This window comes from Emticicia sp. C21 (assembly GCF_003418935.1).
GTDB lineage: Bacteria > Bacteroidota > Bacteroidia > Cytophagales > Spirosomataceae > Emticicia.
In genome coordinates this window covers 135,346-152,225 of sequence record NZ_QVMT01000010.1, presented here as the reverse complement: position 1 = coordinate 152,225, position 16,880 = coordinate 135,346, and the positions used below count along the sequence as shown (strand labels likewise).

Below are 16,880 nucleotides of genomic sequence, written 5' to 3'. Positions count from 1 at the left end.
TCATTATAGGGATAAATTTCTACTATAGGAGATATGTTCAAAAAACATTTATTCCCATTTTTATGCATACAATCAATGCTTTTTGTCAAGTGCTTTTACTTTGCTTTAAAAGGGGCTTTATCAAATTTTGATAGGGCAATTGTTAAAATGAAAGAAAGCGATTCCTCAGATTAAAAATAAATCACTGGCAATTCTATCAGCAAACAGCTTGCCTTGGCGGGTGAGAGTAAGTGTTTGATTGTCAAGCTGCAAGAACTTACTATTAAAGTATTTAGTGAGTATGGCATGATTCGCAATTCGCCATTCATTACCTACCAGTTTCTCTATTTCTACCAGATTACAACCCCATTTTGTGCGAAGCCCAGTAAGAATATAATCATTCAGCTTTTCTTCTTTTGACAATAACTCGTAATCTGCAGGTACCTGACCCAAATGTATAGCTTTCAGATACGCTACGTTATTTGCTACATTATACTGGCGTGATACACCATTGTAAGAGTGCGCAGATGGGCCAACACCTAAATATTCATGCCGCTTCCAGTAAGAAGAGTTATGACGGGAGTATTTATCGTCCCGACAAAAATTTGATATTTCATACTGCTCATATCTAGCTGATTCAAGGGTATCAACTAAAATTCGGAATTGCTCTGAAGCAAAGTCTTCATTAATCGGTGGAATTTTATTGAGTTGCAGCCACTTACCAAAAACGGTCTTTTCTTCAATAGTCAGGCAATAAGAAGAAATATGAGGCACATTCAATTTCAAGGCTCTTGCTAAATCATTTTCCCAGATATGATGATTTTCGTATGGTATAGCATAAATCAGATCGATAGTGATATTATCAAAACCCATATCCTGTGCTAGTTTAACACATCCTTCGGCCTGAGCACCATCATGAATACGGTTCAGTTTTTTAAGATGATCATTATTAAATGACTGAATACCAATACTTAACCGATTAAAACCAAATCTTTGTAAAATCGCTAGCCGCTCTTTAGTAATATCGTCAGGGTTTGCTTCTAAAGTGATTTCAATATCATCAGAAAAAGTATAATACTTTTTAATTGTTTCAAAAATATCATACAGCTCGTTGATATTGAGTAGGGAGGGAGTACCGCCACCAAAATAAATCGTTTGTAGCTCTTTATTGTTCAGATAATCGGCTTGTAGTTCAATTTCTTTACAAATTGCCTCTACAACAGTGCTCTTCATAGTCAGATTGGTGCTGAAATGAAAATCACAGTAATGACAGGCTCTCCGACAAAAAGGTATATGAAGATATAAATGCACTAAGCGAAAGAAATAATCCGACGATTATCACAATCGTCGGAGATACTATTTTGTTCCTATAAAAAAGAAGTCAATACATTTTTCGGGCTCGTTTGAGAGGAAATGGTCGTCCCAACGAATTTCGGCCGCTAATCCCCCGGTTTGATCCATCAATTTGTTTCTATTGAAACGATTCAGGAATTCATATGGTACTCTCAACATCCAAGCCGGAAGACGATGTTGCAAATCAAAAATATCAAAACGCATGATACGGCGTACCGATTGCTTATTTTCTTCGTAATAATCCCACACTTTCTTGTTACCACCCACACCCTTTGTTTCAACTTTAGAAAAATACTTTTGCATTAACGAACGTAATTCAGCTGTATCATACTCACGGATATGCCAGGGATTACGGCTTAATGAGTAGGGACGATTTACAGTAGTCAACAATATCTTACCACCCGGCTTTAAAACACGCGCTGCTTCCGAAAGAAACTTGTGGTCGTCCTGAATATGCTCAATTACCTGAAATGTAACTACGAAATCAAAGGTATTATCTTTAAACTCAGTCAGATAAGGTAAATCAGCCGTACGGAAAGTGTGCTTTGGGTAGGCGGCCTGCAACTGATTAATTAATGGCTCATTTTTATCTAACCCTGTATAATGGTCGCATTTTTCAACCAGAGTCTCTACCCCACGACCCCAGCCGCAACCTAATTCCAGCACATTGCCATGAACGATTTTAGCTGATTCAACATAGGGGAAATAGAGACGTTGATGTACGGGATTATCCGATGGGATTTCGGCACTGGTAATTTCGGTTGTTGCGTATTTGCTCATAGACGCGCTTTGTATATTTTCCCGACAGATTTCGTATTAAAATCAGCCAGATAATAATCTATTTTAATGGGTATTTAATCTGAATTTCTAAATTTTCAGCTTACTTTTACAAAGTTACAGTAAAATTATGCCTTTGTAAAATGATAGGCTGAGTTTATAAAATTTTCTATCATGCCAAGCGTTATTTTAAAGGTTATTTCTAAGTAAATCTTCAATCTAAACCAATTACTAGGCAATGAAAACAAGTTTATTGTTGATTGGATTTTTTTTGTTTATTATTAAAGTCAATGCTCAAATGGGTATTCAAACTATCTACAATCCTTATCTGTTGGCAACAAAAAACAAAACTTCTTCTATTAAAAATAACAACGGTTTACCAGGTAATAAAGTAGATTCTGTATTTGCCAAAAACCGGACTTTATTTTTACAGTATATTCCTAAACGTAAATATTCACGAACGATTATTTTTGCAGATAATAGCTTCAATATGGCCAACCTTAATGTCAATCAGATAAATGATAAAATTGATTTAGAAAGGTCGAAAAATCGTACTAAGCAATTGTTCTTTAAAATGAAAATGTGGCGGTACTTCAGAGAATAAAAAAACGCCAGATGAATATCTGACGTTTTCTTCAATTCTTCATTTTTCTATAAATAAGTCACTTCAACTCGCTTAAGCAGGTTGTTGGTTCATTACTTCAGTTTGTTTACGGATAGATTCCATGTGAATCAGTTTGAACAATTCTTCAACCATTTCAGGATAAAGATTTAGTTTCTTACCTTGTTCAGCACGGCTATTATGTACTTGTTTCCAACGATCCAATTGTAAAACAGCCACATTATTATCTCTCTTGTATTCTCCTAATTTTTCAACTACTGCCATACGTGCAGCCAGTACTTCTAGAAGCTCACGGTCGATATTATCAATTTTCTGACGTAGTTTATCTAACTCACTTTGGAAATCTTCCCCATAGGATGGTTTACGTACCTCTAACTCACGGAGCATTTCACCCAAGGCTTCAGGAGTTAATTGTTGAGAAGCATCAGACCATGCATCATCAGGGCTACGGTGTGATTCGATAATCAAACCATCATAGTTCAAGTCTAAAGCGCGTTGAGCCAGCTCGAATAAATAGGCTCTCTTACCGGCCATATGGCTTGGGTCGCCAATGATTGGTAATTGCGGGAAAGAGGTTTTTAATTCAACGGCCAATTGCCACATGGGAGAGTTGCGGTATTTGGTTTCTTGCGCATTAGAAAATCCACGGTGGATAGCCGCCATTTTCTTAATACCTGCACCAGCAATACGTTCAAATGCACCTACCCATAAGGCAAGGTCTGGATTAACCGGGTTTTTGATTAATACCGGAACATCAACACCTTTCAAAGCATCAGCTAAATCTTGTACGTTAAAAGGGTTTACCGTTGTTCTGGCACCAATCCAAAGAATATCAATACCATATTTTAAAGCCAATTCGATGTGTTGAGGTGTTGCTACTTCCACTGCAATTGGTAGCCCTGTTTCTTTTTTTACTGCAGCTAACCAAGGCAATGCTGCTTCTCCCATACCCTCAAAACTACCCGGACGAGTACGTGGTTTCCAAACACCTGCACGAATTACGTGTGCATAACCTTCTTTAGCAATACGGCGTACTGTTTCGGTTACTTGTTCTTCTGTCTCGGCACTACACGGCCCGGCAATGATTAAGGGTTTTCCGTTTGTATCTATCCAACTGTTAAGGGGTAGTACATCTAAATTTGCTTTCATTTCTTTAATAAAATTTGTTTTGTCAATTTTTTCAATGCTTGTAAAAGGTATCAAACGTGTTTACGCAAGCTACTGAAATCGGGCATTGACAATAGTTCAGGTTACCGAATTATTGATATTGTTTCATTAAATGTCTTTTCTTTGCCGTATATTTGCAAACCATTTTAGAAAGAATCGTAGTTTAAACGATATTATTTCTTGAAATAGTACAATTCATCATCAGAACTGAAAAATTTAAAAGAAACCAATATTTGAAATAATGAAAACGGCTATTCAAAACCGCTCGTTAAATTTCGATGATACTTCTATTGCCTTTGCTCATCAGTCAAATAGTAAGCTACGTAAAACGTATTTGATTTTTGCGTTGATGAATCAAAACTGGGTTGTAAAGATAGGAACTTTTTTTATAAAACTCGCAATAAAATTAGGATTACCTATAAAATTACTGATTAAAAATACCATATTTGCCCAATTTTGCGGAGGTGAAAGTATCTCAACCTGTCAAAAGACGATTGAGAGTCTGGCAAAAAGTAAAGTAGGTACTATATTAGACTATTCGGTTGAGGGAGAAGACAACGAAAAAGCATTTGATGCAACTACTAATGAAATACTAAAAACGATTGATAAAGCTGCCACTCGAACAAGAGATATTCCGTTTTCGGTTTTTAAAGTATCAGGTATTGGCTCGGTAGAACTTCTTGAAAAAGTACAAGAGCACCCGGAGGATTTGATGGAAGATGAAAAGAGTGCTTTTGAAAGAGTGAGAAACAGGGTAGATAAATTGTGTGCACACGCAGCGGCCTCTGATGTAAGGATTTTTTTAGATGCAGAGGAATCGTGGATTCAGGATGTGATTGATGACCTGAGCTACGAAATGATGAAGAAATATAACATTGATGGCAAAACCATAGTTTATAATACTTTTCAGTTGTATAGATGGGAGAGTCTGCAACACCTCATTGATGCCTGCGAAGTGGCCAGAAAAGAAAACTATAAAGTAGGGGCAAAACTAGTACGTGGAGCATATATCGAAAAAGAAAGACGTCGTGCTGCAGAATTAGAGTATAAAGACCCTATTCATGTGACTAAGCATGAAACCGATATTGATTTCAATAAAGCCATTCACTTCTCGATTGATAATTTAGATGTTCTTTCTATCTGTTTAGGTACACATAATGAAGAAAGTTGTTTGATATGTGCCGAATTGATGAAAGACAAAGGTGTGAAAGCGAATGACGAGAGAATCTGGTTTGCACAATTATTGGGCATGAGCGACAATATCTCTTATAACCTGGCCAATGCAGGCTATAACGTTGCTAAGTATGTGCCTTATGGCCCGGTTGAAGCAGTAATGCCTTACCTTTTTCGCCGGGCAGAAGAAAACACCTCAATTGCCGGACAAAGTAGTCGCGAATTCTTGTTAATTAAAAAAGAAAAAGAGAGAAGAAAAGCTTCATAATAGAGTAGATAGAATATTTTTAATAAATTTATGCTGCCTATCGTTTAATGATAGGAACATCCCACAAAATTTGAAAGGAGTATCTGCCATAAAATGGCTTTTATACTAAACATAACAATAAATGATTACAAGTAGTGGCTCGTCAGGAGGTAAGTCTCCATATAAATATTTACTGCTTACAATTGTGTTGATTTTAATTGACCAGGGAATCAAACTATGGATGTATTTTGATGTGCTTCCTAACCATTACGGTGAAATAGATTTAATTCCCGGATTCTTTAAACTGCATTATGTAGAAAACCCCGGAATGGCTTTCGGTTGGGAGCTGGCAGGTGAGTACGGTAAATTATTGCTGACGGTTTTTCGTCTGTTTGCCATGGTGGGTATTTGTTGGTATCTTATTTACCTTGCCCGTAAAAAAGCCCATAACGGTCTGCTTTGGTCTATCGCAGCGGTGCTTGGCGGTGCTATCGGTAATGTGATTGATAGTACTTTTTATGGAGTATGGCTTAAGAATTCACCCCTGGATGCATCTACTCCCTGGTTTCATGGAAAAGTAATTGATATGTTTTATGCCTATGGTTTAGATGGTAATTATCCTGATTGGATTCCATTCTTAGGTGGACAATATAATACGACACCCATTTTTAATTTTGCTGATGCCTGTATTTTCTGTGGCGTAGTAAGTATCCTGATTTTCCAGAAAAGCTTCTTTATTCATGAAGAGAGACCCACAAAATCAATAGTAGATAATGAGGAAGTTCTGACAGAAGAGCAGAAAATGTTGGGTGATGAAAATACATCATTTAATGAAGATGAAGCACCTCCGGTAAATACCACTAAAGAAGATATTCAAACAGTAGTGAATCATAAAACAGAAAATGATTCAGAGCAACTGAAAGAGGAGTCGAAGTAAAAGTACAACAGTTTTATAACAACAATTGAATTATATCATGGCAGTTTTCTCTAAGCAATCTTACAGATGGATTATCGTTCTGACTTTCCTTGCAATTATTATTGTACCCGGAATGATGCCATCACCAACCTTAAGAAATTCAACCTTAGGTGTAATAGGGGCTTTATGCTTATTATTTCAATTTCTTAATCTGAGTGTAGTTGACCCAAATAGAAATCGAAAAACCGATATTATTCAGTCTTGGGTGTTAATATTTTTCACAATCATTCTTTTGATTGCCAACTTTATGGTTTAAATATTGATTGAACAGTTTTTCATAAATAGCTGATAAGCAAAAGCTGAAAATGATATGCAATCAATACAGTTTTCAATATTTACTCATAGCTATTATTTATGAAAAACTGTTTTTGTTTATTCTTCTTTTCTATCCTTATTGTGGAGAGAAGCTCTGCCCAACAACCTATGATGCAGAGCACCCGCGATGCACTCAATCAAAATCTCACCATAAGTCAACACAATTCAAGTATGCTGTATGGTTTCGATAATCGAACTAGCGAAATACATGGCAGCTTTTATCTTGATCCTGAATGGTCTGTTGGAACAGTAAGATTTTACCCAAGAACTATTTCTACACCTAAAGGATTAGTCAAATTGGATAGTGTCTCGGATGTACAAATGCGTGTATTATTGAAAGGCAATGATGTCGAGTTTAATACCCCAGAGGGTATAAAAGTTATTTCGGGAACTTTGATCAAAAGCTTCACTGCTAGAAAGCAGAATATTTGGGTGAAAACTTATATAAGCACGCTGGAATTTACTGACGAAAGTGAAAAAATAAAAGCAGGATTCTTTGAGATTCTGGCAGATGGGAAAGTGAAACTGTTAGAATATAGCCGATTAAAGATACATCAGCCTGATTATGTAGAGGCACTGAATGTGGGAAGTAAAGATGTAAAAATTAATACCGAGAAACTACTATATATTACAAAAGGGAAAGAAGCAATCAAATTTAATGCGGGTAAGAAAGATTTGTATGAGCTAATGTCAGACAAAAGGACTGAAATTGAAAAATTTGTTAAAGACAATAGCCTAAGTCTGAAAGATCGAACAGATTTAGCAAAGATATTTCAGTATTATAATACTTTGTAAAAAAAGAGGGCTTTTCAGCCCTCATCTCATTTATTCTTTTGTTCCGTAAGGAATAATCAGCTTTTCTCCTCGTTCAGCAAAATTCTTCGTCTTTTTATTCGCTTGCATAATCAGAGATACTGGCACATCATATTTCTTACCCACTACTCTCAGAATATCGCCTGGCCCAACTGTATGAATAGCTTTTATTCTCACTTTTAATTTGGTAGCACCTACTTTAATGCCTGCTTCATCAACATTTGCATTCATTGCCTTTAATGTTTCTTTCTTTACATTGAAACGATTGGCAATGCCAAAAAAAGTTTCTCCCTCACCAACGGTATGAGTATAAGTTTCACCCCCTGTAGGAACCACCACTTTAGGTTTATCATCTTTAGCTTTATCTTCTTTCGCCTTATCTTCCTTAGGTTTATCTTCTTTTGTTTTGGTATCAGTAGTTTTTGTATCTGTTTCCGTTGTGGCAGCATTATCTTTTTTATCACCAACTGTTGGCACAGAAACTTCAGGCAAAGCATCAGAATTGGCTTCCTGAGCAGTAGATTCATCCTCAGATGGTTGAGTATTAATCGCGTTAGCTACCGAATCAGCAGGAGCAGTAGTTAGTTCATCGGCGGTCGATGTATCATCAGACATATATTTCCAACCGATGTAAAGCAAAGCACAGATGATACTCACTAGCACCAAAAGCACGGCCATTGGTAAATTTCGTGAGGCTTCTTTGGGACGTTCATTACGTTGTTCGCGGTCTTCGAACTGCATGGTATTAGGAAATTTAGTTACGAATTATATTAGGAAAACAAATTCTTTATTCTCGAATTTAAAAGAAGCCATGTATTTGGCATAAATATACAATCATTTCGCTATAATTAACAAAATGATGGCCTACTTAATTGTATATACTTAAATACTTTTTTTCAATTCTTCATTCATTTCCTCAACCAGATCTTTCAAACCCTCGCGGTATGTTCTCAATCTCTTAGCAACCTCTTCATCACCTACACCTAATATTTGTGCTGCAAGAATACCAGCATTTTTAGCACCATTTAAAGCAACAGTTGCTACAGGCACACCCGTAGGCATCTGCAGGATTGATAAAACCGAATCCCAGCCATCAATTGAATTACTTGATTTGATTGGGACACCTATCACTGGCAACGTTGTACTAGAAGCCACCATACCTGGTAGATGCGCTGCACCACCTGCTCCGGCTATTATCACTTTCAAACCACGACGACGTGCCGTAAGGGCAAAATCGAACATTTTTTGAGGAGTACGATGTGCCGAAACAACCTCTTTTTCGTAAGGAATCTCTAATTCATCTAAAATTTCTGCAACCCCTGCCATGATTTTCCAGTCAGAGAAACTGCCCATAATAATTCCAACCATTTCTGTCTGTTTTTTAAAATAATTAAGGATTCAATTAATTAGTTTTCGGCTATAACTTTTAATTTTTCTTTTACAAAAATGACTTTTTCTTTTAATTTTTCAAAATCCTGATCGATAATCGTGATATGCCCCATTTTTCTGAAAGGTTTGGTAAAACGCTTGCCGTACAGAAAAGGGTGTACACCCTCAACGGCAAGTACTTCATCCATACCCTGATAAACAGCTTCACCTGAATATCCTTCTTCACCTAATAAATTAACCATCGCCGCTTTTGAATGTGCTTTGGTACTACCCAATGGTAAATTAAGAATAGCTCTCAGATGTTGCTCAAATTGAGAAACATCATTGGCTCTGATACTCTGATGCCCACTATTATGTGGGCGTGGAGCTACCTCATTAATAAGAATCTCACCATCTTTAGTCAGAAACATTTCTACAGCAAGCAAACCGATAATACCTAGTGAGTTAGCGGTTTTAATCGCAATAGTCTCAGCTTTTTGTTCAATTTCAAGAGAAATATTAGCAGGGCTAAAGAGATATTCTACCAGATTGGCTTCTGGATGAAAAACCATTTCGACTACAGGAAAAGTCTTAGTTTCGCCATACTCATTACGTGCTACAATTACCGCCAACTCTTTTTCAAAGTCAATCATTTTTTCTAACACACCAGGTTGGTCGAAAGCTTTTGAAAAGTCATCAACACTTCTTATAACCTGCACGCCTTTACCATCATATCCACCTTTCCCAAGTTTATGTACAGCAGGTAAAAATTCTGCAAAACTTTTGGTATGCTCCTGATTATCAGTAAGAATAAAATCGGCTGTTGGTAGATTCTGGTCTTGATAAAATTGCTTTTGTACCCGCTTATCCTGAATGATACGCAACACTGATGGTTGAGGAAATACTGCTTTACCTTGCTTTTCTAATGCCTCTAACGCTTCAATACTCACGTTTTCAATCTCAATTGTTATAATATCACAATCCTGTCCAAAAGCTATTACAGTATCATAGTCTTTCAGCGAACCATTAACAAACTCATGAGAGATATATTTACATGGAGCATCACTATCAGGGTCAAGCGTCTTGATAGTTAAATCGAAATCTATAGCGGCCTGAATCAGCATTCTGCCTAATTGTCCGCCACCCAATATGCCTAGTTTTTTTCTGTTATCGAATCGCACTAATGGAAGAATTTTTTTGCAAAGATAAACTAAGAAATAATAGCGCAAGCAAGAATCAGACTATTTGCATATCTTTTTTCATATATGTTGCTATATTTGTTTATGAATGTTTCGGCACTATGAAAAAAAAGATAATCCAAAAGGTAGTTACTTTTTTTACGGGTTTTCTATGCCTTACATTTACATGGGCCCAAAATAAACCTTTCCCAAATGTTGCCATTGAACTGAAAAATGCTTCTTTGGAACATAAAAGAGTCAATTCTGACAGTTTGCTTTATTTGCTAAAAGACTATTATCTTTCTATTCAGATACCTGATTCACTCAAAATAAAAGCGGTTCGCGAATTATGTATCCTTTATGGTTCTAATACCAATCCTGCAAAAAATGCCGATTCTACCTTAAAGTATTCTTATATACTAATTGATTTAGGAAAAAAGAGTAAAAACAAACACGCAGTATTTGAAGGATTGTTATTTAAAATTGATGCTATGAGTGATGCGCATAATTATCCGAAAAGCCTTGAATATTGCGTGAATGGATTGAGGTATGCTGATTCTGTAGGAGTAAAGGGTTTTGAATATTATCATGCCCAATTGCACTTATATTATGCCTTGAATCTCAGAACGCTAGGTGATAATGAGAACTCAATTAAACAAAATTTATTAGCCATTGATTTCTTGAAAAAATCTAAAAATTTCATGTCAGAAGATCTGATAGATTATCAGATAGATCTGGCTAGGACACTTAGTGTAAGCGGACGGATTAGGGAGGCGTTGAAAAAACAATTTGAGATTCTGAGCATTGCAAGAAAGCATCATTTGGCTGATTTAGAAATGTATATCTTTAATGAGATAGCAAGTACTTATTTGGATTTAAAGCAACCCGAAAAAGCTCAAGAATATGTAAAAGTTTCCCTGCAGTTTTTCGAGAATAGTAACGATTATTTTAGTTTGTGCGAAGCCAATTTTCTCATGTCAAAAATATTCTATCAATCGAAAAACTATGAAAAGAGCATAGATTACGCTTTTAAAGCACTCAATACACAGAATAACTCTTTGCCTTTAAGAATTATCGTTAATGCAAACGAATTATTGTATTTATGTTACAAAGCCAAAAATCAACCTGATAAAGCATTGATTTATTACGAAAGGTATATGGAGGCAAAAGATAGGAATTTTAATCAGAAAAATGCTTTAGAGATGTCTTTTCTCAGAAAGAAAATCGAAGATGCAGAGTTGAACGCCAGAATTGGGCGAGAAGAAGTTGAAATTCAGGAGCAGAAAAAACTAAGGAACTATCTGGTAATTGGTATTAGTTTATTGTTAATAATGTTAGCGATCCTGTGGTATTATTATAAAATACTAAATAAGAAAAATACAATTGTTGAGAGTCAGAAAAATGAAATAGAAGTCTTGAATTCAGGTTTGGAGAAGAAAGTAGAAGAGCGTACCATAGCTTTACAACAGGCTTACGACGAAATAAAAGAAGCTATGCAAAAAGGGCAGGCGATTGAGCGTAAACGCATGGCCGCTGATCTACATGATAATCTGGGAAGTTTGCTGACGGCTATTAATATATCTTTGGATAATATAAACCCCGGAAATCTATCAGAACGAGAAAAGAAAATTTATTCAGGCATAATAGACATGACCGAAAACGCCTATGCGGAAGTAAGGCTCTTGTCTCACAATCTTCTGCCTGAGGAATTAGAAAAAGAAGGATTGAAAACGGCTTTGGAAAAATTAATCAAGAAGTTGCATAATAGTCAGAAAATTAAATTTTCTTTGATAATCAATCAATTAAGCCGTCAAAGCAAGAGTATAGAATTGAATATGTATGCTATTTGCCTTGAGCTTACCCAGAATATCATTAAACATTCTCAGGCAACAGAAGCCCAGGTCTCAGTTTTTGAAAAAGGTAAAATATTATGGCTTGAAGTGAGAGACAATGGCAAAGGTCTTCAAAAGAATGCCGAGAAAGGCATGGGTTTAAAAAATATTCAAAACCGTTTAGATGATATTGGGGGTGAGTTTTTTATTGATTCAAGTAGCAATGGCACTAAATTTATTGTTTCAGTACCATTAACGCTAATTTATGAAAGTTAATTATTGAATGAGTTTATGTTGAAGTGCATACCGAATAACACCTGCAAGATTTTTGATGTCTAGCTTCCGGAAAATATTTTTACGATGACTCTCTACTGTATTAAGACTAATGAAAAGTTTATTGGCAATTTGCTGGCTCGAATATTCCTGAGCAATCAGAACTAGAACCTCCAATTCTCTTTCAGTTAATGTTTGATGCTGTAGTTCAATTATATTTTCTTCCTCTTCATGAGTAAGGGAGGAGAGCACTTCATCATTAAAGTATTTTTTACCAGATGCCACTGCGAGAATCGCTTTTTCTAATTCAGCTTTCTTTGATTTTTTTAATAAATACCCGGATGCACCTGCCTGAATAGCTTTTTTGATAGGGAGGGTATCGTCTAACATAGTCAGCATAAGAATTCTGACTTCCGGGAAGGATTGCCTTACCTGCAAAACAGTACTTATACCATCCATTATAGGCATCTGCATATCACATACCAATACATCAACTTCATAGATGTCCAGTTTTTTCAGTACTTCCTCCCCGTTGGTAGCCGTGCTTACTACTTCAATCTCGTTACTGCTATTAATTGAAGTAGCAAGACTCTCTAGTAAGATCTCATGATCATCTGCAAGAAGCACTTTTACTGGCATAGTATATTTTGTATCGTTAGTCAAATATAAATATTATATACTGTTATAATAGATTTCTTTGGCATAATGTTTGGTAAAACAATTGTATAATCATGCCTTACTTTATGAAGACTACTAATTTAACAACCATTCTATTCAGTATAATTATTCTAATTTCTTCTTCCCTGAAAGGACAAGAATCAAAGACTTCACCATATATTTTCTCGAATGAGACTATCGGCCTCTACTTTTTTGATAATATGGCACGTGTCAATATCGGAGGCAAGTATGGCTTTATCGACCGCCAGGGCTTTTTACAAATTCCTTGCCAGTATGACAATGCTTTAAATTTTCAGGATGGCCTCGCCATAGTCAGAGAAAAAGACAAATTTAGTTTTATACGTAAAAACGGCACTTTGCTGTCATCGCTAGTATTTGATAGCTGCGAGCCATTTTCTGAGGGTTATGCTTTAGTAAGTATTCATGGCAAATATGGTTTTATTGATAAAGAAGGAAAAGTGGCCATTAATCCACAATTTGATTTTGGTATGGGCTTTACTGACGGTAGAGCAATGGTTATCAAAAACGGGAAGAATGGGTATATTGATACTAAAGGAGATGTAGTAATTGATTTTAAATATGAGTTTTCTTTACCATTTTCAGAAAATTATGCTGTTGTAATGAATAATGGTAAATTCGGTTATATCGATAAAGATGGTAAAGAGGTGGTTCCTTGCAAGTACGATATTGCAAGCTCTTATCATGAAGGATTAGCCACCGTGAAAGTGGGAGACCTTACTGGCGTGATAGACCAAAAAGATAATATGATTATTCAGCCTGTTTATCAAAATGTTAGTAGCTTTGAAAATGGAGTGGCTGTAATGATGAAAGGCGATAAGTATGGTATAATAGATCGCAATGGTAAAGAAATTGTATCAGCAAAATATGATTTACTAGATGATTTTAGAGATAATATCGCAGCTTTTAAAATCAATGGTAAATACGGCTTTATTGATAATAACGGAAAAGAGTTTATTCCGGCCGTGTTTGACAAAGCTACAGCATTCGACCAAGGTATGGCAGCTGTAAGACAAAGAGATAACTTATATTATATCGATACCCAGGGTAAAATTATTTATTCAAGCAAATATCTTGTTCCAACAGATATGGCAGATAACAGTAACAAAAATGTATCTGGCTATATTGACGGAAAAGAGAGAATAAATTTTACATTGGATAACACTAACCGCACAAAAGTGCAGGTGTTATTTACCAAAGATTTCAAATTTGATAAAGGCAGCGTATTAACCAATATCGCAGATTAATATTATTGCTTCATTACCTTTACCATTCGCAGTGTTTCAGCACCTACGGTATTCAGGCTTAGCGTGTTGTCGGCGTTAATGGTAAAGGTATCAATCTTTTTCAATAATTCTACAAAAGTTGACTCACCTTCACCCTGACAAGCCATTTTTGTCATAGCCATAGATTTATTAAAATTAATCTTGTTGCCATAAACCACTAACAGTCCACTAAAATTATTGCAACTGGTATTACCTACAAATTTATTGTCATTAACATCAAAAGTAATAACAGGTTTTTTATTGGGATACATACCTGCTACAGAAACCCTGGCGCCTGGAATATCTGCTAACTCCCAACTACCATTAAGTTTCATAGATGTATTGATCGCATCAGAAGGTTTTTGAGTAGTGGTACTGGTTGTTTGTGTACCTACGCACCCAAGCATATTACAAGATAAAATAGTTATAGCTAATACTAGATTTTTCATGGCTTCAAATGTTTAGTGAATATGGTTAATTGCTTTACTTTATAAAGTTTAGACATTTATTTACATCAATATGTTTAATATAGGCTGAAAATTTTTTAATTCTGCCATTAATGCCTCAAAATTTTTTGGTTTAAAAATAATCACAACCGCCAGCCTGAATACAATAGCTCTTACAGCCAATTGCATTATCAGTGCTTTAGGGTGTTGTAAAATCCACAGGCTTTCTGCTTTTTCCTGATGCCATGCGATAGAATCTGTAATTAATAATATTTCTGCATAGGCACTCGGTCTGAACTCTGGACTAAAATCTATAATCACTGGAGTATTGCCGTTAAACAAAATATTGCCTGCTAAATCTGAATGAATTAATTGTTCGGGTAAATCAATTGGCTTGTATTCAGCTTTGATAGCTTCAATTATTTTGCAGGATTTACTATCTGCATTATCTGGCAAAGAGGCTTCCTCCCACGCTATACGGTTAGCCCATTGCCAGGGCGAAGACCAATGAACCCAATCTTCTGGTATCTTGATTGATTTCAGTAATTGATTAATTATTTGGCACGCCTTGATTTTCTCTTCTATTCGGCCTATAAAAAAATCGCCTGTTAAATATTGTGTGACACCATAGCCACTCTCAACGAAATTACCATTTTTTGACTTTATAGGTTTTGCTATTGCTAAATCATAAGTTGAGATTGACGCTAAAGCTTCTCCAATCCAACTATACTTCGCGGTTTCTTCAATAGGTTTTAAAACAAAATCACCAACCCGGATAGATTGTCCCTGCCCGCCTGTCAGCTTTTCGGTTTTTCCACTGATCCCAAATAAGTCCAGGATTTCTTTCATGGATTAGGGATACAATAAATATTTTTTTCTCACGGTCTTATACTCAGATAAATCTGGTTCCCAACTTTTACGAATTTCTTCTTCTGATTTTCCATCAATTATCTGTTGCTTAAAATTCCTCGTTCCTGCCAGTAGATTAATATCACCCATTTGTTTGCTTTGGCTTCTGTCAAAGAACTTCTCTTTATAAGGATATGCCTTATATAGTTCCATCATCCATTTAAGGTTCAGTTTCTTAGATTTTCTAAGCTCACTTGTGTCATATTTTCTCAGGTCTAATCCATAACACTCTTCGTTCTGGTGTAAGGGTGTTTCGCTCATGCCCTTTATGCTCACAGGCTTGAAATGAAATTCATATTTACCTTTCAAAGCTGGTGCACCTAAAACTGTAAACGGAATATACGTGCCTCTACCTTGACTTAGGATAGTGCCCTCAAATAAACAGATGCTAGGGTAGAGCAGAATGGATTGTTGTGAATTCAGGTTCGGTGATGGAAAAACCGGTAATTCATATGACATATCATGGTTGTAGTTGGCCAGCTTAATGATACGTAATTTACATTTCATATTATTCGGAATCCAACCTTCACCATTAATCATCTGAGCAAACTCTCCCATAGTCATGCCATGTGTAATCGGAATCCTATGCATGCCAATTCCTGAATGTAAATCATCTTCCAGTATCGGACCATCAACAATATACCCATTCGGGTTAGGTCTGTCCAGAATTACCAACTCCTTATTGTTTTCGGCACAAGCTTCCATTACATGGTTCAGCGTATTAATATAAGTATAGAAGCGGCAGCCTACATCTTGTATATCAAACACGACCAAATCAACATTAGCCAGGTGTTCTTTTGATGGCTTTTTGTTTTTGCCATATAGCGATATAATCGGGATACCCGTCTTAGGGTCAGTATTGTCTTCTACTTTTGCGCCATTGCTGGCATTACCTCTAAACCCGTGTTCAGGACCAAAAACTTTTACCACATTTATTCCTAAGGCCAGTAAACTATCAACGCTGGGTGTTTTACCAATAATAGATGTCTGATTCACCACCATTGCAATTCGTTTATCTTTCAGATACGGCAGGTATTCTGAAACCTGATCTGCACCTGTAATAATTCCTTTGGGCTTTTTCTTCAGATTATGTTTGGATGATAATACAGCAATAGGATTCCCTAAAATAATAAAACTAATAATTGCTATCTGGAGAGGTAGGAATATGAAAAGAGCTTTTTTCATGTGGCAATAATCAAAACAATAAGGAGATTGAAAACAAGGATTTATATGCGAATAAACGAAAATGTAAGGACTTTTATATAAAACAAATAGAATTTATAATTCTATACTTCTGACTGAAAAAGCCAACTGATTTCTTTAAAGCAGATAATTTCTTTAAAACAATCCATCCCTTTATATATCAATTCAATACTTATTATCGGGAGTCTATGAAACACGACTTTGAATGTTTGCTGTGTATATGCTTGTTTTGAACTCCTTTATGAAAACTAATAGATTGATAATCAACAAGTAAACCATTTTAACTTT

Annotated in this window: 17 protein-coding genes; 7 read left to right on the top strand and 10 right to left on the bottom strand. The window is 35.8% G+C overall.

The genetic code is table 11. The features are described 5' to 3' along the window. Window positions 1-165: 165 nt before the first annotated feature. Together hemW and D0T08_RS20565 are read right to left on the bottom strand one after the other, a co-directional pair. Window positions 166-1,290: a radical SAM family heme chaperone HemW gene (hemW, locus tag D0T08_RS20570; protein WP_116984560.1), complete on the bottom strand. Its 1,125-nt coding sequence runs from the start codon at window positions 1,288-1,290 to the stop codon at window positions 166-168. 45 nt (window positions 1,291-1,335) lie between these two features. Further along, complete coding sequence (locus D0T08_RS20565; RefSeq protein WP_116984559.1) at window positions 1,336-2,112, bottom strand: class I SAM-dependent methyltransferase; 777 nt, start codon at window positions 2,110-2,112, stop codon at window positions 1,336-1,338. 235 nt (window positions 2,113-2,347) lie between these two features. On the opposite strand from D0T08_RS20565, the gene D0T08_RS20560 reads away from it, so the two are divergent. After that, on the top strand, window positions 2,348-2,713 hold the full coding sequence (locus D0T08_RS20560; protein WP_116984558.1) for a hypothetical protein: 366 nt from the start codon (window positions 2,348-2,350) through the stop codon (window positions 2,711-2,713). A gap of 72 nt (window positions 2,714-2,785) precedes the next feature. On the opposite strand, the gene D0T08_RS20555 is transcribed toward D0T08_RS20560, so the two are convergent. Then, window positions 2,786-3,880, bottom strand: a complete 1,095-nt coding sequence (locus D0T08_RS20555) for a chorismate mutase (RefSeq protein ID WP_116984645.1) — start codon at window positions 3,878-3,880, stop codon at window positions 2,786-2,788. 259 nt (window positions 3,881-4,139) lie between these two features. Between D0T08_RS20555 and D0T08_RS20550 the strand changes: the two genes are divergently transcribed. The 4 genes from D0T08_RS20550 (at window position 4,140) to D0T08_RS20535 (ending at window position 7,404) form a co-directional block, all read left to right on the top strand. Beyond that, window positions 4,140-5,339: a proline dehydrogenase family protein gene (locus D0T08_RS20550; protein ID WP_116984557.1), complete on the top strand. Its 1,200-nt coding sequence runs from the start codon at window positions 4,140-4,142 to the stop codon at window positions 5,337-5,339. A 121-nt stretch (window positions 5,340-5,460) separates the two neighbouring features. Next, a complete protein-coding gene (locus tag D0T08_RS20545; protein WP_116984556.1) occupies window positions 5,461-6,255 on the top strand; it encodes a lipoprotein signal peptidase in 795 nt (264 codons plus the stop codon). Between the two features lie 37 nt (window positions 6,256-6,292). Further along, entirely contained in the window at window positions 6,293-6,550 is a 258-nt protein-coding gene (locus D0T08_RS20540; RefSeq protein ID WP_116984555.1) for a hypothetical protein, read from the top strand. 98 nt (window positions 6,551-6,648) lie between these two features. After that, window positions 6,649-7,404: a hypothetical protein gene (locus D0T08_RS20535; RefSeq protein WP_116984554.1), complete on the top strand. Its 756-nt coding sequence runs from the start codon at window positions 6,649-6,651 to the stop codon at window positions 7,402-7,404. 30 nt (window positions 7,405-7,434) lie between these two features. Here the strand turns inward: D0T08_RS20535 and D0T08_RS20530 are convergent, their stop codons facing one another. The 3 genes from D0T08_RS20530 to D0T08_RS20520 form a co-directional block, all read right to left on the bottom strand. After that, complete coding sequence (locus D0T08_RS20530) at window positions 7,435-8,163, bottom strand: LysM domain-containing protein (protein WP_116984553.1); 729 nt, start codon at window positions 8,161-8,163, stop codon at window positions 7,435-7,437. A 141-nt stretch (window positions 8,164-8,304) separates the two neighbouring features. Continuing rightward, window positions 8,305-8,790 (bottom strand): 5-(carboxyamino)imidazole ribonucleotide mutase, encoded by a 486-nt coding sequence (gene purE, locus D0T08_RS20525; RefSeq protein WP_116984552.1) that lies wholly within the window; start codon window positions 8,788-8,790, stop codon window positions 8,305-8,307. Window positions 8,791-8,828: 38 nt separating this feature from the next. Next, window positions 8,829-9,971, bottom strand: a complete 1,143-nt coding sequence (locus D0T08_RS20520) for a 5-(carboxyamino)imidazole ribonucleotide synthase (protein WP_116984551.1) — start codon at window positions 9,969-9,971, stop codon at window positions 8,829-8,831. 119 nt (window positions 9,972-10,090) lie between these two features. On the opposite strand from D0T08_RS20520, the gene D0T08_RS20515 reads away from it, so the two are divergent. Next, window positions 10,091-12,076 (top strand): ATP-binding protein, encoded by a 1,986-nt coding sequence (locus D0T08_RS20515; RefSeq protein WP_158561321.1) that lies wholly within the window; start codon window positions 10,091-10,093, stop codon window positions 12,074-12,076. On the opposite strand, the gene D0T08_RS20510 is transcribed toward D0T08_RS20515, so the two are convergent. Next, a complete protein-coding gene (locus D0T08_RS20510; protein WP_116984549.1) occupies window positions 12,077-12,712 on the bottom strand; it encodes a response regulator transcription factor in 636 nt (211 codons plus the stop codon). 104 nt (window positions 12,713-12,816) lie between these two features. Here D0T08_RS20510 and D0T08_RS20505 point away from each other — a divergent pair, with 104 nt between their 5' ends. Next, window positions 12,817-14,016 (top strand): WG repeat-containing protein, encoded by a 1,200-nt coding sequence (locus tag D0T08_RS20505; protein WP_158561320.1) that lies wholly within the window; start codon window positions 12,817-12,819, stop codon window positions 14,014-14,016. 2 nt (window positions 14,017-14,018) lie between these two features. On the opposite strand, the gene D0T08_RS20500 is transcribed toward D0T08_RS20505, so the two are convergent. From D0T08_RS20500 to D0T08_RS20490, 3 genes are read right to left on the bottom strand one after another with little or no spacing between them, the layout of a single operon-like run. After that, window positions 14,019-14,483, bottom strand: coding sequence for an META domain-containing protein (locus D0T08_RS20500; RefSeq protein ID WP_199538197.1), 465 nt, complete (start codon window positions 14,481-14,483; stop codon window positions 14,019-14,021). A 60-nt stretch (window positions 14,484-14,543) separates the two neighbouring features. Continuing rightward, window positions 14,544-15,329 carry a hypothetical protein gene (locus D0T08_RS20495; RefSeq protein WP_116984547.1) on the bottom strand — a complete coding sequence of 262 codons (786 nt, stop codon included), beginning with the start codon at window positions 15,327-15,329 and terminating at the stop codon, window positions 14,544-14,546. 3 nt (window positions 15,330-15,332) lie between these two features. Then, on the bottom strand, window positions 15,333-16,574 hold the full coding sequence (locus D0T08_RS20490; RefSeq protein WP_116984546.1) for an exo-beta-N-acetylmuramidase NamZ domain-containing protein: 1,242 nt from the start codon (window positions 16,572-16,574) through the stop codon (window positions 15,333-15,335). Between the last annotated feature and the right edge of the window lie 306 nt (window positions 16,575-16,880).